This window comes from Pseudoalteromonas sp. T1lg76, assembly GCF_002964725.1.
In the GTDB taxonomy this organism is placed as follows: Bacteria; Pseudomonadota; Gammaproteobacteria; order Enterobacterales; family Alteromonadaceae; genus Pseudoalteromonas.
The window spans coordinates 23,119-39,511 of record NZ_PQCE01000014.1 but is presented as its reverse complement, the minus strand read 5'-3'; the positions used below and the strand labels follow the sequence as shown (position 1 = coordinate 39,511).

Genomic DNA, 16,393 nt, shown 5'->3' with positions numbered 1-16,393 from the left:
TTTTCCTTTTCACTCATTAGTGATTAAAACGTCTAATTTGCACCAGCATGCCAATTTGCGGGTGATCGAAATAATGAATCTCGCCGGAAATCACGCGGCGAAATTGTGAAAACTCACCACTGACCGAGGTATCTGTGTCGCCAATGGCACGGGTTACTAGGTTAGAGGTGATGTAAAGATAATGATTCAGGTGCACCTTTAAAAACCCGTCCAGTTGCCACTGCGGTTCATAATGGGTGCTTGGCGATAATAATAGACTATCTTCTGTCAGCTGCTCGGGAAGCTCGCTCAAGGTGGCAACCTGCTCGCCGCCGAAAAGGCGAAAACGTGGTGCCGCACGCTTAGATTGCCCAGCGAAACGCCAACCTGTGTGCAACAGAAGTTGCTTACCTTTACGGCTGAGAGCTTGGCGCTGCTCTTTAAATTGCAGTTGCTCCGGCGCCAACACATAGGGGCTGGCGGTATGGCTTTGGGTTTCGGCATTGGGGATCTTGGGCAAGCGCTGCAGATTTACCAGGTCGGCATTATTGTAATCACAGCCCTCGCTTTGCGTTTGCCCTGAATTTGTAAAAGCGTCTGTAGTACGCTGTGGTGGGCTGATCTGGCCATTATCACATTGATTATTAAGAGTGCGCAGATAAGCTGGGGTCAGCAGGTCGTTATCGTATTGATACTTGTCTAACTCGAGTTCTTCATTACGCAGGGTTTCCGTACTGCCAGTCTGACCTTGTTCAAAAACCAGTATCTCGATTTCAAACCAACGACCGTCCGCGTAACTTGGGGCACTGAGCATGGCCGCCAATATAACTAACATTTTTCTTATCATTAATTTCCTACCTTGGCTTCAAATTCAGTGATCATTGCCGTAATTAATTTAAGTCGCTCTTTGGCGTTGGCTTCACTGATCATAAAGCGTAACCGATTCGCGCCTTCCATTCTATAGTGTTTTGGATCCGCTTGAATTAAACCAATAATAAAGCCCGGACTGACCTTGGTTTGCTGGCTAAATTCAAAATAACCGCCCTTAGGATTGGCTTCAACCTTGGTTATTCCTATTGCACCGGCACGTTGTTTCAACTCCTGCAGGGCGAATAAGTGCTGTGTGGCATCGGGTAACAGGCCAAAACGGTCAATAAGCTCTACCTTAAGCTCGTCCAGAGTTTCCGTATCACCGGCACTGGCGATGCGCTTATAAAGGCCTAAACGCAGATTTACATCGCCTATATAATCATTAGGCAGCAGGGCGGGCAGCTTTAAATCCACTTCTGTGTGGGATTTAAGCAGCTTGTCCAAGGTGGGCTCCTGGCCATTTTTTAATGCTTCAACGGCCTGCTCCAGCATTTCCATATACATGCTAAAGCCGATAGTTTGAATTTGCCCGCTTTGCTCATCGCCCAGCAGTTCACCGGCGCCACGGATTTCCAAATCATGGGTGGCCAGGGTAAAGCCAGCGCCTAGGTCTTCCAGCGAGGCGATGGCCTCGAGACGTTTTTGCGCATCTTTAGACATGGCTTTGGGCGGTGGCGTTAACAAATAGGCGTAGGCCTGGTGATGGCTGCGACCAACACGGCCCCTTAGCTGATGCAGTTGCGCCAGACCAAGGCGATCGGCTCTGTCCATAATAATGGTATTGGCGCTGGGAATATCTATACCGGTTTCGATTATGGTGGTACAGACCAGCACGTTGAAGCGCTGATGATAGAAATCGCTCATCAGGGATTCCAGCTCGCGCTCACGCATTTGTCCGTGGGCTACGGCCACCGTTGCTTCTGGCACGATAGTGCGGATGTCTTCGGCGGTGCGCTCTATGGTTTCAACATTATTGTGCAGGAAGTAAACCTGACCACCGCGCTTAATTTCCCGCAAAATGGCTTCGCGGATCATTTCATCATCGCGCTGACGAACAAAGGTTTTTACCGCCAGGCGTTTTGCCGGCGGGGTGGCGATGATGGAGAGATCGCGCATGCCACTCATGGCCATGTTCAGCGTTCTTGGAATTGGGGTTGCGGTCAGGGTGAGAATATCGACATCGGCACGCAGCGCCTTGATTTTTTCTTTCTGACGTACGCCAAAACGGTGCTCTTCGTCCACCACCAACAGTCCTAAATCGGCAAAGTCGATGTTTTCCTGCAGCAGTTTATGAGTACCGATCACTATATCCACCTGACCTGCTTTAATCTTGGCCAGGGTCGCATTTTGCTCCTTGGTGGATTTAAAGCGCGATAGGATATCTACCGTTACCGGAAAGTCGGCAAAGCGGTCGCGGAAGTTTTCAAAGTGCTGCTGCGCCAACAAGGTGGTCGGCACCAATACCGCCACCTGCTTACCATCGGCCACGGCAACATAGGCGGCGCGCATGGCGACTTCGGTTTTACCAAAACCTACATCACCACACACCAGGCGGTCCATGGCGTTTTTGCTGCGCATATCTTCAAGCACGGCGGTGATGGCATTTTGCTGATCTTCGGTTTCTTCAAAGACAAAGTTGTCACTGAACTGACGATAGCCGGCCTCGTCGAGAGCAAATTTATAGCCGGGCTTAGCCTGGCGCTTGGCATAGATATCAAGCAATTCGGCGGCCACATCGCGGACCTTTTCGGCGGCGCGTTTTTTGGCTTTTTCCCAGGCATCTGAACCCAGTTTATGTAACGGGGCGCTGGCTTCTTCACCGCCAGAGTAGCGGCTAAGCATATGCAAGGCGGCCACAGGGACGTAAAGCTTGGCGTCGTTGGCATACATTATGGTCACAAACTCGGTGGCCACGCCCGCAGCGTCCAGGGTTTCCAGGCCGATGTAGCGGCCGACACCATGGTCGAGGTGCACTATGGGCTGGCCTTCTTTGAGTTCAGCCAGGTTACGAATAAGGGCGTCACTGCTGACCTGATGCTTGTGTTTACGGCGACGTCGTTGGGAGACGCGAATACCCAGTAATTCCTGCTCTGTGATCAGGCTGACACGGCCGTTTTGATTGAGCACCACGCTTTGCTCAAAGGGCGCGACGATCAGGGTGATATCCGCATCGCTTGCGAGCGCCGTATCGAGGTTTTCACAAGGTGTAATTTTTAACCCGCTCGGTTTTAGCAGGGTCAAGAGTGCTTCGCGGCGGCCATCGGATTCCACACTTAAAACGATGCGGCCCTTGTTCTGTTTTTCCGCCAGGACATAGTCCAAAAATGCACCAAAGGGGGGCTGTTTGGCATGGTCGATGCGCACCTCGGGCAAGGGCTCTGTGCCCAGGTTAAAATGCCCGGCGCGCAGCGGCAGACTGGCTTGGGAGAGCTCGATACGCGGATACTGTTTAAAGCGGCTGTTAAGCTCTTCAATGGGCAGATAGAGACGTTGCGGCTCCAACAAGGGGCGCAGCGGGTCAACCTTGCGACTGGTATAACGGCTGTAGACATCCGCTAAGAAACGCTCGGCACCGTGCTGAATATCGCCCATATGCATAAACACGGCCTGCTCGGGCAGGTAATCGAATAAAGTGTCCAACTGCTCAAAAAACAGCGGCAAATAATATTCTATCCCAGGTGGCAATGCGCCCTTGGAGACCTGCATATACACAGAGTCTTGCTCGGCACTGGCGCCAAAGGCTTCACGGTATTGGATACGAAAACGTTCTATGTCCGTATCCGTGGTACCAAACTCATGGGCGGGGAGCAGGTTGATGGCCTTGATTTGCTCGCTGGAGCGCTGGGTATCGACATCGAAATGACTCATGCTGTCGATTTCGTCATCGAATAGATCAAAACGCACCGGCGCATTTTGGCCCATGGCGAAAAGGTCGACAACAGAGCCGCGCACCGCGTATTCACCATGCGCCATCACCTGTTGGGTGTGTATATAGCCGGCGTCGTCCAGCTGTTTGCGCAGCTTGTCGATATTCAGGGTGTCACCGACGCGATAGACGATGGCATTGCCATAGATAAATTGTTTGGGCGATGCGCGCAGCATCAGGGTCGATACCGGCACTATCAACACACCCTGATGCGAGTCGCGCAAGCGGCTCAAGGTGCTTAGGCGGGTGGAGACGATATCCTGATGCGGCGAAAAGTGATCATAGGGCAGGGTTTCCCAGTCGGGAAACACCATGACCTGTTCGCGAGGCAGTAGCGCATGAAGTTCGTGCTCAAGTTTCAATGCCGTGGGCGTATCCGGGGTGACTAACACCACCAATTGCGGGTGTTGCTTCACCGCTTCGCCGACACTCAGGGTCAGAGCGCTGCCGCTTAACTGACCCCATTTGATTTTATCTTGTTGCGTTTTTACCCAAGGCAATTCGATGAACTGCGCTAACTGCATGGAAATCTCCGTTTTAGTCGCGATAAAGTTTGGTTAGGTCGCCATAATGATCGATACGGCGGTCACGTAGATAAGGCCAGATACGGCGTACATTCTCGCCACGGGCCAGATCTAAGTCGGCGCTTAATACTTCGGCCTTGTCATCACTGGCGGTGGCCAAAAACTCACCCTGAGGTCCGGCAATAAAAGAGTGACCCCAGAATTGGATACCGGCACTGTGGCCCGTGGGATCCGCTTCAAAACCTGTGCGGTTGGCACTGATCACATACAGACCGTTGGCTACCGCATGGGCACGTTGCGAAATGACCCAGGCATCTTGCTGACGCTTTTGCTCTGCGGCATCGTCGTTAGGATCCCAGCCGATAGCGGTTGGGTAAATCAGAATTTCTGCACCTTTCGTGGCCATTAGACGTGCCGCTTCAGGGAACCACTGATCCCAGCACACGAGTACGCCCAAGGTGCCCACCGAGGTTTTAATGGGCTCGAAACCAAGATCGCCCGGAGTAAAGTAAAACTTCTCGTAGAAGCCTGGGTCGTCCGGAATATGCATCTTGCGGTATTTACCTGCGATGCTGCCATCGCATTCAAGTACCACAGCAGTATTGTGGTAAAGACCTGCGGCGCGGCGCTCGAACAAGGAGGCAACGATCACTATATTCAGTTCTTTGGCCAGTGCACCCAGGGTATCCGTACTTGGACCAGGAATGGTTTCGGCCAGGTCAAACTGGTTTACGTCTTCGCTTTGGCAAAAATACAGGCCGGTATGCAGCTCTTGCAGCACTACCAACTTGGCGCCATTGGCGGCGGCCTCGCGGATCCCGGCGATGGAATTGTTAAGGTTAAAGTCGCGGTCTGCGGTGTTTTGCTGCTGTATGAGTGCAACGGCTAAGTTCGAAGAGGACATTATTTATTCTCCAAAAAACCATGGGGCAACTGCATGGTAATACAGTGCAGGCTGCCAAATTGTTCAATCAGGGCGCAGCAGTCTACGCCAATTACTTCACGTCCCGGATAGGCCTTGGCTATTTGTGCCAGCGCCACCTGATCATGGCTGTCATTGTAGGTCGGCACCAAGACAGCATCGTTAATAATAAGGTAGTTGGCGTAGGTGGCAGGGAGACGATCGCCTTCGCTGTTGTACACGGCCTTAGGCCAAGGCAGTGCGATTAGCTCATAGGCCTCGTCATTAAGACCACGCAGAGCGACCAGCTCTTCGGCCATTTTGCCAAGCTCGTCATAGTGCTCATCCTGCGGGTCATCGCAGCGCACATACACCAGGGTGTTGTTAGGCGCAAAACGTACCAGAGTATCGATATGAGAGTCGGTATCATCCCCGGCCAAATAGCCGTGCTCGAGCCAAAGAATCTTGTTGGCGCCAAGCAACTCGGCCAATGCCGCATCGATTTGCTCTGCGCTCATGCTGGCATTGCGGTTTTTATTGTGTACGCAGGCGCGGGTGCTTAGCAGTACGCCGTGCTCGTTAATTTCAATGGCGCCGCCTTCGAGGATAAAATCGCTCTGCTGGGTGCGCACGCCTTGATTGAGCGCTTGCGCAAACAGTTGGCCATTAATGGCATTGTCTTTGTCGGCCTGATATTTACCGCCCCAGGCGGTGAATTGGCAATCTATGGCCTTAAGCTCTTGCCCGTCGCTGAGAGTCAGCGGGCCATGATCCCTTGCCCAAGTGTCGTTACAGGGCGCATCAACAAAGCATACCTGAGTCAGGTCGACACCTTGCTCAACCAGCTTGCTGCGGATCTGCGCTTTTAGTTCGGCATTGTCGGCTACGATCAGCAGGCGTTGGCGTGCGCTGATGTGCTTGCTTAATTCAAGATAAACCTGCTCAACGGCAGATAGGTTGGCCGCCCAGTCAGTGTCTTGATGGGGCCAGGTGAGCATTACCGCATCCTGTGGATGCCACTCGGGAAGTAATCTAAAGGTCATTGCTGTCAATCACTGAAAAACAAGCCGCTAGTTTAGCATTAATAGCTTGAATGTCAGCTAAATATCCCGCTTTGATGGCGGATTGGCGGCAATTTTTGCCGCCTTTTATAGCTGTTTTAAACCAAGCCTTCCTTGGTATCCACATGTTCCTTTTTATGCTGACTGGCAATTTCATCCGCGAGCTCTTGGCGTGAGCGGCGCTCACCGAGGCGACGTTGAGTTAGCCAGTAGAAGAACAGGGGCACAAAGAATACGGCCAGGAAGGTGGCCGCCATCATGCCGCCCATGACCCCGGTACCGACACTGTGGCGGGCACCGGCACCAGCTCCCGAGCTCAGCACCAAGGGCACAACGCCAAGGATAAAGGCCATGGAGGTCATGATAATGGGGCGAAAACGCAGTCGGGCAGCCTCAAGTGCTGCTGCAGCGGCGCTCCAGCCTTGCTGATGTTTCAACAGGGCGTATTCGACGATCAAAATGGCATTCTTACCGGCCAGACCGAGCAAGGTACCAGACCAATTTGGAAGTAGACATCATTGGTCAGGCCCGCTACCCAAATGGAAATAAGGGCGCCAAAGGTACCAAAGGGCAGGGCCAGCATCACGGACAAGGGCAAAGACCAACGCTCATAGAGCGCCGCTAGGATCAAAAACACCATGATCACCGCCAGGCCCAGCGCCAAGCCGGTCGTACCCGAGCTGCGCTTTTCCTGGAAGGCGGTGCCGGTCCAGTCATAGCTCATATCCGCAGGCAAAACCTGGGCGGCAATACGCTCGATTTCGGCGATGGCCTGACCCGAGCTGTAACCCGGTGCCGCCTCGCCCAGCAGTTTGACCGCCGGCAGGTTGTTGTAGCGACTTAGGCTATCAGGGCCGCGGCTAAACTCCATGGTGGTAAAGGCCGACATGGGCACCATCTCACCTGAGCTGCTTTTAACATAAATACGGCCAATGTCCTGAGGCTGCATGCGATATTGTGCCTCTGCCGACATTAATACCTGCCAGGCGCGCCCAAACTTGTTGAAGTCATTCACATAGTAGGTGCCCAGCGTACCGGCCAGGGTATTAAAGGCCTCGTTAATATTGACGCCCATGGCACGGGCCTGCTCGCGGTCAATATCCACCTTCAATTGCGGTGCGTCCGGGCGCCACAGGGTCTGCACGCCGCCGACTATGGGGCTCTTTTGCGCCTCACTCATCACCAGTTGCATGGCCTGTTGCAGTTTCTCCGGGCCTCCGGCCCCTTTATTTTGAATATAAAACTCAAAGCCGCCCGTGCTTCCTAAGCCGAAAATAGCCGGCGGGTTAAACGCCAGAACAAGAGCCTCATTGATATGGGCGGTTTTGCCAAACAGCTCGCCGACCAGGGCCTTGGTATCTACCTCGCGGTCATCCCAATGGGTTTGGGTGACGAACATGGTCGCGGCATTGTTTTTAAAACCGCCGCCGATAAAGTCAAAGCCAGTAAAGGAGGCAATATTTTCGTTCGCCGGGTTTGATTGCACCGCGGCTATCACCTCATCCACCACCGCGGAGGTGCGCTCTAACGAGGCACCATCCGGTAGGAATACCGCTACGATGTAGAAACCCTGATCTTCATCGGGAACCAGTGAACTTGGCGTTTTTTGCCAGAGACCTATGGTGGCAGTGACCATGGCTACCATAAGCACTAAACCCAGCAGACCACGGCGCACCATAAAGCCAACGGCGCCCACGTATTTATGGGTAATCGCACTAAAGAACTTATTAAACCAGACGAAGAAGCCTGCGGTTTGCTTGTGTTCGTGTTTAAGAATAAGCACGCACAGCGCCGGCGTCATGGTCAAGGCGACCACACCAGAGAGGCTCACGGCGATAGAAATGGTAATGGCAAACTGGCGGAACAGCTCACCCGTCAAACCGCCGAGGAAGGCGATGGGCACAAACACCGAACATAACACCAGGACTATGGCCACCACGGGACCGGAGACCTCGCCCATGGCCTTAATCGCCGCGTCGCGGGCACTGACATGCTCTTCGTGCATAATACGCTCGACGTTTTCCAGCACCACGATGGCATCATCGACGACGATACCGATAGAAAGCACCATACCGAACAGGGTCAAGGTATTAATGGAGTAACCCAACATATACATGCCGGCAAAGGTGCCAAGCAAGGAAACCGGTACCGCCAGCGTCGGAATAAGGGTGGCGCGCCAGTTCTGTAAGAACAGATACACCACCAGGAACACCAAAATCATGGCTTCTATCAGGGTTTTTAACACCTCACGGATGGACACTTCAACAAAGCGAGTGGTGTCGTAGGAGACCACATGCTCAAGGCCCACCGGGAACTGAGGCTTAAATTCGGCCATCACGGCGCCGACTTCTTCGGCGACTTCCAGGGCATTGGCACCGGGCTGCAGGAAAATACCCATCAGCACAGCTTCTTTGCCGTTAAAGCTGCCTTCAAAGTTATAGTCCTTGGCGCCGAGCTCAACCCGGGCTACGTCTTTTAAACGCAGCGAGCTGCCATCGGCATTGGCACGCAGGATAATGTTTTCAAACTCTTTTGGCTCCGACATACGGCCACGAGCGGTGACGCTGTAGACCAAAGATTGCGGCGCCACATGGGTTGGCGTGGCACCTATGTTACCAGCGGCATATTGAGAGTTTTGCTCGCGAATGGCGGTGGTGATTTCGTCCACCGTCACGCCAAGTTGGCTCATTAAGTCCGGTCGCAACCAGATGCGCATGGCATAGTCCTTGGCACCGAATATTTGCACATTGGTGGTGCCTGGGATGCGCTTGATGCGATCCAGTATATTCAAGGTCACATAGTTAGAGGTCCACAGCGCCGAACGACTGTCGTCCGGGGAATAAAAAGCATGCACCTGCAAAAAGCTGGATGAACCTTTTTGTACCACCACGCCCTGGCGACGGGTTTCCTCGGGTAAACGCGCTTCCACCTGCTTAACGCGGTTGTTTACGTCCACCGCGGCCTGATCGGCATCGGTGCCGATTTCAAAGGTCACTTCTATGGTGGTGGTGCCGGCACTGGTGGAGGTCGATGCCATATACATCATGCCCTCAACGCCGGTGATGGCATTTTCTATGGGGGCGGCCACGGTTTGCTCAAGCACCTCGGCGGCGGCACCTGGGTAACTGGCGGTCACCTGCACCACAGGTGGGGCGATTTCTGGGTATTGGGCCACGGGCAGGGCGCGCATGGCGGCTAGACCCGCGAGAACTATGACGATGGAGATCACAAAGGCGAAGATCGGCCTATCGATAAAATATCGAGAAAACATAATGCCCTTATCCTTGCTCGTTGATGACGCTAACCGGCATGCCCGGGAAGAAGATACGAGCCATGCCTTCGACGATCACCTTATCGCCGGCGCTCAGGCCGCTACGGATAATCCACAGGTTTTCTATTTGCTCACCCTTTTGTTGGCGATACCATTCGCCGACCTCAACGGGAGCGGGGCGGGCTATGGTGGCGCCTTGCTCATTGGTGGCAGCAAGGTAAACGAATTTGCCGGTGCCATTATCAAGCACAGCCTTTTGCGGGACGGCAAAGGTGCCCTTGTGTTCAGCGCCTAGCAACTCGACCTGCACAAACTGACCTGGGCGAAGACTAAAGTCCGGGTTGGCGACTATGGCCTGAAATTCCGAGGTGCCGGTATTGGCGTTAATGCGCACATCGGTAAAGTTTACCGTGCCCATATGCTCATACAGGCTGCCGTCTTGTAGTTTCAATTGGGTTTGCCACTGGCCATCCGCAGGCAGGGTTAGTTCGCCGCGTTTTTGTGCCTGGCGCATCATCAGCTGTTCGCGCTCGGACAGGCCAAAGCGCACTCGCACTGGGTCGAGTGCGGTGATCTGCGTGAGTAATACCTCTGGGCCGGACACATAGGTGCCTTCCGATACCTGTTCACGACCCATAATGCCGTTAACCGGGGCCTTCACTTGGGCATAGTCCAGGTTGAGCTTGGCTTCGCGCAGTTGCACTTCGCTGGCATTGAGATCCGCCTCGGCGATATCGACGCTGGAACGGGCGTTATCATAATCGCGCTGGGAAACCGATTTATCTTCGCGCAGCTTTGCCAGTCGCTTACTTTCTCTTTGTGCCTGCTCTAACCGTGCCTTGGCGGCGACTACGGCGGCATGGGCCTGTTCATAGGCGAGCTGATAGGGTGCTAAGTCAATGGTAAAGAGTGACTGCCCGGCGCTGACCTTTTGCCCTTCCGAGAAGTTTCGAGACTCAAGCACGCCACTGACGCGGGCGCGAATTTCAACTTCTTTAGAGCCCGATACCGTCGCTGGCAATGAGATCACAAAGGGCGCGTCGATAGGGGTGACGGCCAGTACTTCGACCTGAGCTGGAGGCATGGCCTGTTGTTGCTGCTGCGCGCCTTGCTCACAGGCACTTAAGAGTAAGCTGGCAGTGAGCGCCAAAGACGCGGAGCGGGCGAAAGAATTAACTAGGTTAGTGCGCATAAGATAAGCGTTTCCCTGTGCAAGTTATATGGTATTTAGGTGCCGCCGAGGCGGAATACTTGGCATCTTCAGGCTGTTATCGCATGGCAAAAAAGCCACTTTAAAGAAAGCGTAGCGTCAATTCCCCAAAGAATGAATTCACTTTGCTAAATGTAATTATTGTAACCCAATGGTCACCAAGTAAACGAAAGTGTATACTTTTTTTTAATTTAGGTATACTTTTTCGTTTACCAACTATCTTCTTAGTGCAGTTTAGTTATACTGCCGAGCGTTGACATAAGGGGCGGCACATGAGTAGTACAAAACAACAAGCAGTGATCGGCGCAGCCATTGCCTTGTTTGCCCAACGCGGGCTGGCAGGCACGACCATGGAAGCGGTGGCCACTAAGGCCAAGGTATCAAAGCGCACGCTGTACAAATACTACAGCAACAAGGAACAACTTTTTGACGGCGTTGTCGATTTGTTGATTGAGCGTATTCGCCCTCTACAAGACAACCCTTTCTGCATGCAAACGCCGATTAAAGAGCAGCTGCAAAAGTTAGCCGATGTTGCACTGAGGCTGACTCAGGATAAGGACTACTTGACCTTATCCCGTATTATTTTGATCGAATCATTGCGCTCGAAAAAGCGCGCCGCCATGCTCGATGAGCGCTTTAAGCATTGCGAGCAGGGTATCAATGAATGGTTCGAAGAAGCCCACAGCAAGGGCGCACTTAAGGATATTGCTCCGGATATCGCCGCCGTGGTGTTTTTTGGTGGCCTCAAAGAGCTGGCATTTTGGGAGCAGTTGATAGCCTGGAAACCTCCGGTCGATAAAGCTAAGCTCGACGCCCTGGTCGAACTTAGCAGCAAGATGTTTGTTCAACCGCCGTTGAAATAATCCGGCGTGCCGTGCGCTTCAATGCCTTCACTGAGCCGTTCTAGAGCCACGGCATAGACGGCGTCGCGAAAGTCCATGCCGTGCTTTTCCACCAGATCATTGGCGCGCTTAAAGGCGCGTTGCATTACCTGGCTCAGCTCTTCGCTGACCTTTTCTCTTGGCCAGCGCTGACCACAGCGATTTTGCGTCCATTCAAAATAGCTGACGGTGACACCACCAGCGTTGGCAAGAATATCCGGGATCACTATCACCCCTTTATTTTTCAAAATAGCATCGGCGTCGCTGGTCACCGGGCCATTGGCAATCTCCACTATGTAACGGGCTTGAATGGCTGCGGCGTTTGCAGCCGTGATCACCCCATCGAGAGCGGCGGGGATCAGGATATCGACGTCACTGACCAAGAGTTCGGCATTACTGAGGCGTTGGTGCTCTAGGGCCTCGCACACCGAGCCTTCGCAATACACGGCTTTGAGCTCCTTATGCTGTTGCTTTTGCCGATAAACACTGTCTATATTCAAACCTTCCTGACGATAGATGGCCCCTTGCGAGTCACTGACCGCCACCACCTTATAGCCGTCATTGGCGAGCAGGCGCGCCACATGGTAGCCGCCGCTGCCAAAGCCCTGGACGGCAACGCGGGTTTCTTGTGGCGTAAGCTGGTCGCGTTTTTCCAACTCCTTGATGCACAAATAGGCGCCGCGGCCGGTGGCATCGTCTCGTCCTAAACTGCCGCCGAGGGCGATGGGCTTGCCGGTGATCACCGCGGGGTTTTTTACTCGGGTAATTTTCTCGTATTCATCCATCATCCAACCCATGATCAGGGCATTGGTATAGACATCCGGGGCGGGAATATCGCGCTCCGGACCAATAAAGTCAGCCATGGCACGCACATAGGAGCGGGATAAGCGCTCCAGTTCAAAGGGGGAGAGGGTTTTTGGGTCGACACAGACGCCGCCCTTGGCGCCGCCAAAGGGAATACCCACCACCGCGCATTTTAGCGTCATCCACAGCGCCAAAGCCTGTACTTCATCGGCGTTGACCTGAGGGTGAAAACGTATCCCGCCCTTGGTCGGGCCGAGCACATTATTGTGTTGACAGCGATAGCCGGGGAAGTAGTGAATATGACCATTGTCCATGCGCACCTCAACATTGACGTGCAACATGGCATTGGCATGACTGAGGGCACTGATCACCTGATTAGAGCACTGGGTGAGTGCACCAATGCGCTTTAAGCGCGCGACCGCATCGTTAAATACCTGACCTAGCATAGCATCTCCCAAACAGCGATTTTTTAGATAGAGGTTTGATTTATCGTCTTTTGCCCATATCTAAGAGTAGATTGCCCGATGTCGAAATAACAACTTAACGGGGCAAGATGATGATTTGTGGGTGAGCTGATTGTGCGTGCATTTTTGATAATCTGGGTTGCTGCCATCACACTTGTTTTTGCAAGTGCGCTCGGTGCTGGGCAGTTTTCGCAGCAGAGTTCCGCGCCGGTGCCAACTGCACTGTGTGCGACGCAGCAAGTGCAAAGTACAGCACCCTGTCTCACCTATACGCTTGAAATGGATATGGACGCCAAGCAGCATCAAGCGCCCACCTCTCATCCGGTACAACTGCCGCAGCGGGCCATGGGCTCGCACCCAAGCTATTTTTTACATCCCGAGCAGCAACCCTTGTATCTGCTCGCCTACACCCTGGCGCAACAAGACGAGCCCAGCCGCCTGGATAAGATCAGGTTGACGCCAAGGACCGACTTACCCTGGTATATGCATACGTGCCTGCCCAACAGTGGCCTGCTTGATAACTGCAAGGCCGCCAATCTCACCTATCGCAGCCGCCTGCTGTACGACTCTCTGCCTGGTTAGCGGCTCGTCTGACGACCCGTTTAACACCCCATTTAGCGGCTGGTTCAAGTATCCAGCAAAGGTTTAATTTCTTGTCCACAGACCGGTTTTAGGCCGCGTCTGCTGACAAGGATGGCAATTTTTTACGCTTGTTTTGGCAAGCGTAAGGTAGAGATTATGAATAATAAAAACGGTTCGTTATGGCGAGCCAAGCGTGGCATGGGCGTATTTACCACCCTTGCCCTCATTGTGATATTGGCACTGAGTGCCTTACCCAACTTATACCCCAATACCAAGGTGATTGCTGTCGAGAATCCCAAGGGAGCGCAGGCCTTGGTTCAGATCGAGCGCTTGCTCGATAGTCAAGGTTTCCCTGTACAAGGTGGCCACTTTGACCCCCAGGCACAGAGGTTATTGCTGACCCTGGAAAGACCGAATAACAGCGCCGCGGCGGCCGGGGTATTACGACAACAATTAACGGACGCCAATGTCAAGGTGCAAACACGAGCGACCACACCGAGCTGGATGCAAAGTCTTGGCTTAGCGCCGATGAAACTTGGTTTGGACTTAGGTGGCGGTGTGCTTTTTGTCTTGCAAGTCGATACCGATCAAGCCATGGCGCAGCGTATTAAATCCATTGCAGCGGATGCCACTACCCTCCGGCGCACCCATGGATTGCGAGGCGTGAGCATAGACACTGGGGATCATGCCCTGGTGCTGCGCTCGCCACTGCGTTCGGCGACTCAGGGCGAGCAATTACAAGATCAGCTGCAGCAGCTGTATCCACAACTGCATGTGACGCGTGAGCAAAAGGGGGATTTTGTATATAACAGATTGCATTACCCTGCGGCCCAACAGCAGCTTTTCGCCCGTGAGGACATGGCTCAGGCCCTGGCCACCTTGCGCAAGCGCATTGAAGAGCTGGGGATCACCGAGGCTGTGGTGCAGCGTCAGGGCGAGCAGGGCATTCGCATTGAGTTGCCCGGCGTCCAAGACCCGGCCGAGGCCAAACGTATCATAGGTGCTACCGCCCAGCTGTCGTTTCACGGCTTGCAGCAGCAAGGTGGCAAGCGGGTGTTAACCCAAGAGGGAGACCGAGTGGCCATCGATGCCAAGGCCATATTTACCGGCAATGATATTACCGGAGCACAGGCCGGACGCGATGAGTGGGGTCAACCCATGGTGCAGTTGCAGCTCTCATCCCAGGGCGGCGATAAAATTAATCGTTTCTCGCGCGCCCATATCGGCGAGCCCATGGCCACCTTGTACAGCGAGTATGTGCAAGGCGCCGATGAAAATGTGCATAAACGTGAGGAGGTGATCTCAATTGCCACCATCAATGAAGCCTTGGGAACGCGTTTTAGCATTACCGGTCTGGGTTCCTGGCAGCGGGCGCAGGATCTTGCCCTGGTGCTGCGCGCCGGTTCTTTGGAAGCGCCGATACGCATCATCAAGGAACAAACCATGAGTCCGAGCCTGGGCGAGCAAAATATCAGTAATGGCCTTAATGCCTTATTGCTTGGCTTTGCGTTGACCCTGGGCTTTATGCTGTTTTGGTATCGCCGCCTAGGTGTGGTGGCGAACCTGGCGTTGATGGTTAATGTCGTCAGTTTACTTGGGCTGATGTCGCTGTTGCCCGGGGTGGTGTTAACGCTGCCGGGGATCGCCGGCTTGGTCCTAACCATAGGCATGGCGGTGGATACCAATGTCATCATCTTTGAGCGCATCAAGGAGGAGCTACGCCTGGGGCGCACCCGTTTGCAGGCACTGCAGCGAGGTTATCAACACGCCATGAGCAGTATTATCGATGCCAATCTCACCACCTTTATCAGCGCCTTGGTGCTGGTGGGGGTAGGTTATGGTCCGGTCAAAGGCTTTGCCATCACCCTGGCGCTGGGCATTGCCACCAGCGTTTTTAGCGGTGTACTGGTATCCAAATACCTTTCTTATTTGTTGTTTAACTGGGCGAAAGAGACGGCTAAGCACCCGACCAAGGAGTTCCATCATGGTGAGTAATTTTAAATCCGTGCGCCAATTTGGCCTGTGGTTGAGTGTTGTGCTTATGGTAGTGAGCCTGTTGATCATCACCCTTAAGGGCGTGCCCTTGGGGCAGGATTTTACCGGCGGTTATGTCAGTGAATTTGCTCTGCCTCAGTCGGTCGCCCAAGAGACGTTACAGCAAGAGCTCGGCAACTATATTGATGGGCCATTTCGCTTAACCGAGCGTGGTCCGGGGCAATGGTCTGTGTTTCAAACCCCCGAAGCGGGACGCGCCAGCGGTGATTGGCTGGCGAGCTGGTCGGTGCACAGCGGTGCAACCGTGCTTGATAACAGCTTCTTGGGTGCCGCCGCCGGCGATGAACTGATAGAGCAGGGAATGATGGCCTTGTTATTCGCTACCCTGGCGGTGATGCTTTATCTCCTTGGTCGTTTTGAATGGCGCTTAAGCGTGGCGGCAACCCTGGCGCTGGCCCATGATGTGATTATCACCTTGGCGCTGTTAGCCTTGTTTGAGGTGGAATTTACCTTAACCGTGTTGGCGGCTATTTTGGCGATCATCGGATACTCCCTCAATGACTCCATAGTCATAGGCGATAAGGTGCGCGAGATAGTGCGCGCTAAACCCGAGCAAAACGTATCCAGAAGCGTGAATGAGGCCATTTTTGCCTCCATGAGCCGCACCCTGATCACCTCCTTGACTACCTTAACCACCATTATCAGTATTTGGATGATGGCGGGGGCGCCGCTGCGTGGCTTTGCCATCACCTTGTTTATTGGTGTCCTGGTGGGCACCTGGTCGTCGGTATTTATCAGTGCCACCTTGCCCCAAAGCCTGGGGTTAAGCAGTGATAATTATCTGTACAAGGACAGCGAAGAGGTCAAAAGGCAATTGGCTGAGCCCTAAGCGGGTATAAAAAAGGGGAGCCTAGGCTCCCCATTT

The 16,393-nt window shown here is 53.6% G+C and carries 10 protein-coding genes and 1 pseudogene; 4 read left to right on the top strand and 7 right to left on the bottom strand.

What is annotated here, in order from left to right:
* Positions 1–16 precede the first annotated feature (16 nt).
* The 6 genes and pseudogenes from C2M35_RS06440 to C2M35_RS06415 all read right to left on the bottom strand — a co-directional run bounded on the left by C2M35_RS06440 (position 17) and on the right by C2M35_RS06415 (position 10,724).
* Complete coding sequence (locus C2M35_RS06440; protein WP_158677927.1) at positions 17–814, bottom strand: CsiV family protein; 798 nt, start codon at positions 812–814, stop codon at positions 17–19.
* Between the two features lie 11 nt (positions 815–825).
* Positions 826–4,299, bottom strand: a complete 3,474-nt coding sequence (gene mfd / locus C2M35_RS06435) for a transcription-repair coupling factor (RefSeq protein ID WP_105264884.1) — start codon at positions 4,297–4,299, stop codon at positions 826–828.
* 13 nt (positions 4,300–4,312) lie between these two features.
* Complete coding sequence (locus tag C2M35_RS06430; protein ID WP_105264883.1) at positions 4,313–5,206, bottom strand: carbon-nitrogen hydrolase; 894 nt, start codon at positions 5,204–5,206, stop codon at positions 4,313–4,315.
* Complete coding sequence (locus C2M35_RS06425) at positions 5,203–6,243, bottom strand: agmatine deiminase family protein (RefSeq protein ID WP_105199835.1); 1,041 nt, start codon at positions 6,241–6,243, stop codon at positions 5,203–5,205. Before C2M35_RS06425 ends, C2M35_RS06430 begins: the two co-directional genes overlap by 4 nt.
* 116 nt (positions 6,244–6,359) lie before the next feature.
* A pseudogene (locus C2M35_RS06420) lies at positions 6,360–9,532 on the bottom strand (efflux RND transporter permease subunit).
* Between the two features lie 7 nt (positions 9,533–9,539).
* Positions 9,540–10,724 carry an efflux RND transporter periplasmic adaptor subunit gene (locus C2M35_RS06415; protein WP_105199837.1) on the bottom strand — a complete coding sequence of 395 codons (1,185 nt, stop codon included), beginning with the start codon at positions 10,722–10,724 and terminating at the stop codon, positions 9,540–9,542.
* A gap of 290 nt (positions 10,725–11,014) precedes the next feature.
* Here C2M35_RS06415 and C2M35_RS06410 point away from each other — a divergent pair, with 290 nt between their 5' ends.
* A complete protein-coding gene (locus tag C2M35_RS06410) occupies positions 11,015–11,605 on the top strand; it encodes a TetR/AcrR family transcriptional regulator (protein ID WP_105199838.1) in 591 nt (196 codons plus the stop codon).
* Here the strand turns inward: C2M35_RS06410 and C2M35_RS06405 are convergent.
* The gene (locus C2M35_RS06405) at positions 11,587–12,873 is read right to left on the bottom strand and encodes a Glu/Leu/Phe/Val family dehydrogenase (RefSeq protein ID WP_105199839.1); all 1,287 of its coding nucleotides are present in this window, start codon (positions 12,871–12,873) and stop codon (positions 11,587–11,589) included. The two genes, C2M35_RS06410 and C2M35_RS06405, sit on opposite strands and share 19 nt — an antisense overlap.
* 117 nt (positions 12,874–12,990) lie before the next feature.
* Here C2M35_RS06405 and C2M35_RS06400 point away from each other — a divergent pair, with 117 nt between their 5' ends.
* The 3 genes from C2M35_RS06400 (at position 12,991) to secF (ending at position 16,357) form a co-directional block, all read left to right on the top strand.
* Complete coding sequence (locus tag C2M35_RS06400) at positions 12,991–13,473, top strand: hypothetical protein (RefSeq protein ID WP_105264882.1); 483 nt, start codon at positions 12,991–12,993, stop codon at positions 13,471–13,473.
* 156 nt (positions 13,474–13,629) lie between these two features.
* On the top strand, positions 13,630–15,468 hold the full coding sequence (secD, locus tag C2M35_RS06395) for a protein translocase subunit SecD (RefSeq protein WP_105264907.1): 1,839 nt from the start codon (positions 13,630–13,632) through the stop codon (positions 15,466–15,468).
* Positions 15,458–16,357, top strand: a complete 900-nt coding sequence (gene secF / locus C2M35_RS06390; protein WP_105264881.1) for a protein translocase subunit SecF — start codon at positions 15,458–15,460, stop codon at positions 16,355–16,357. The genes secD and secF overlap by 11 nt, the downstream gene beginning before the upstream one ends.
* Positions 16,358–16,393 lie beyond the last annotated feature (36 nt).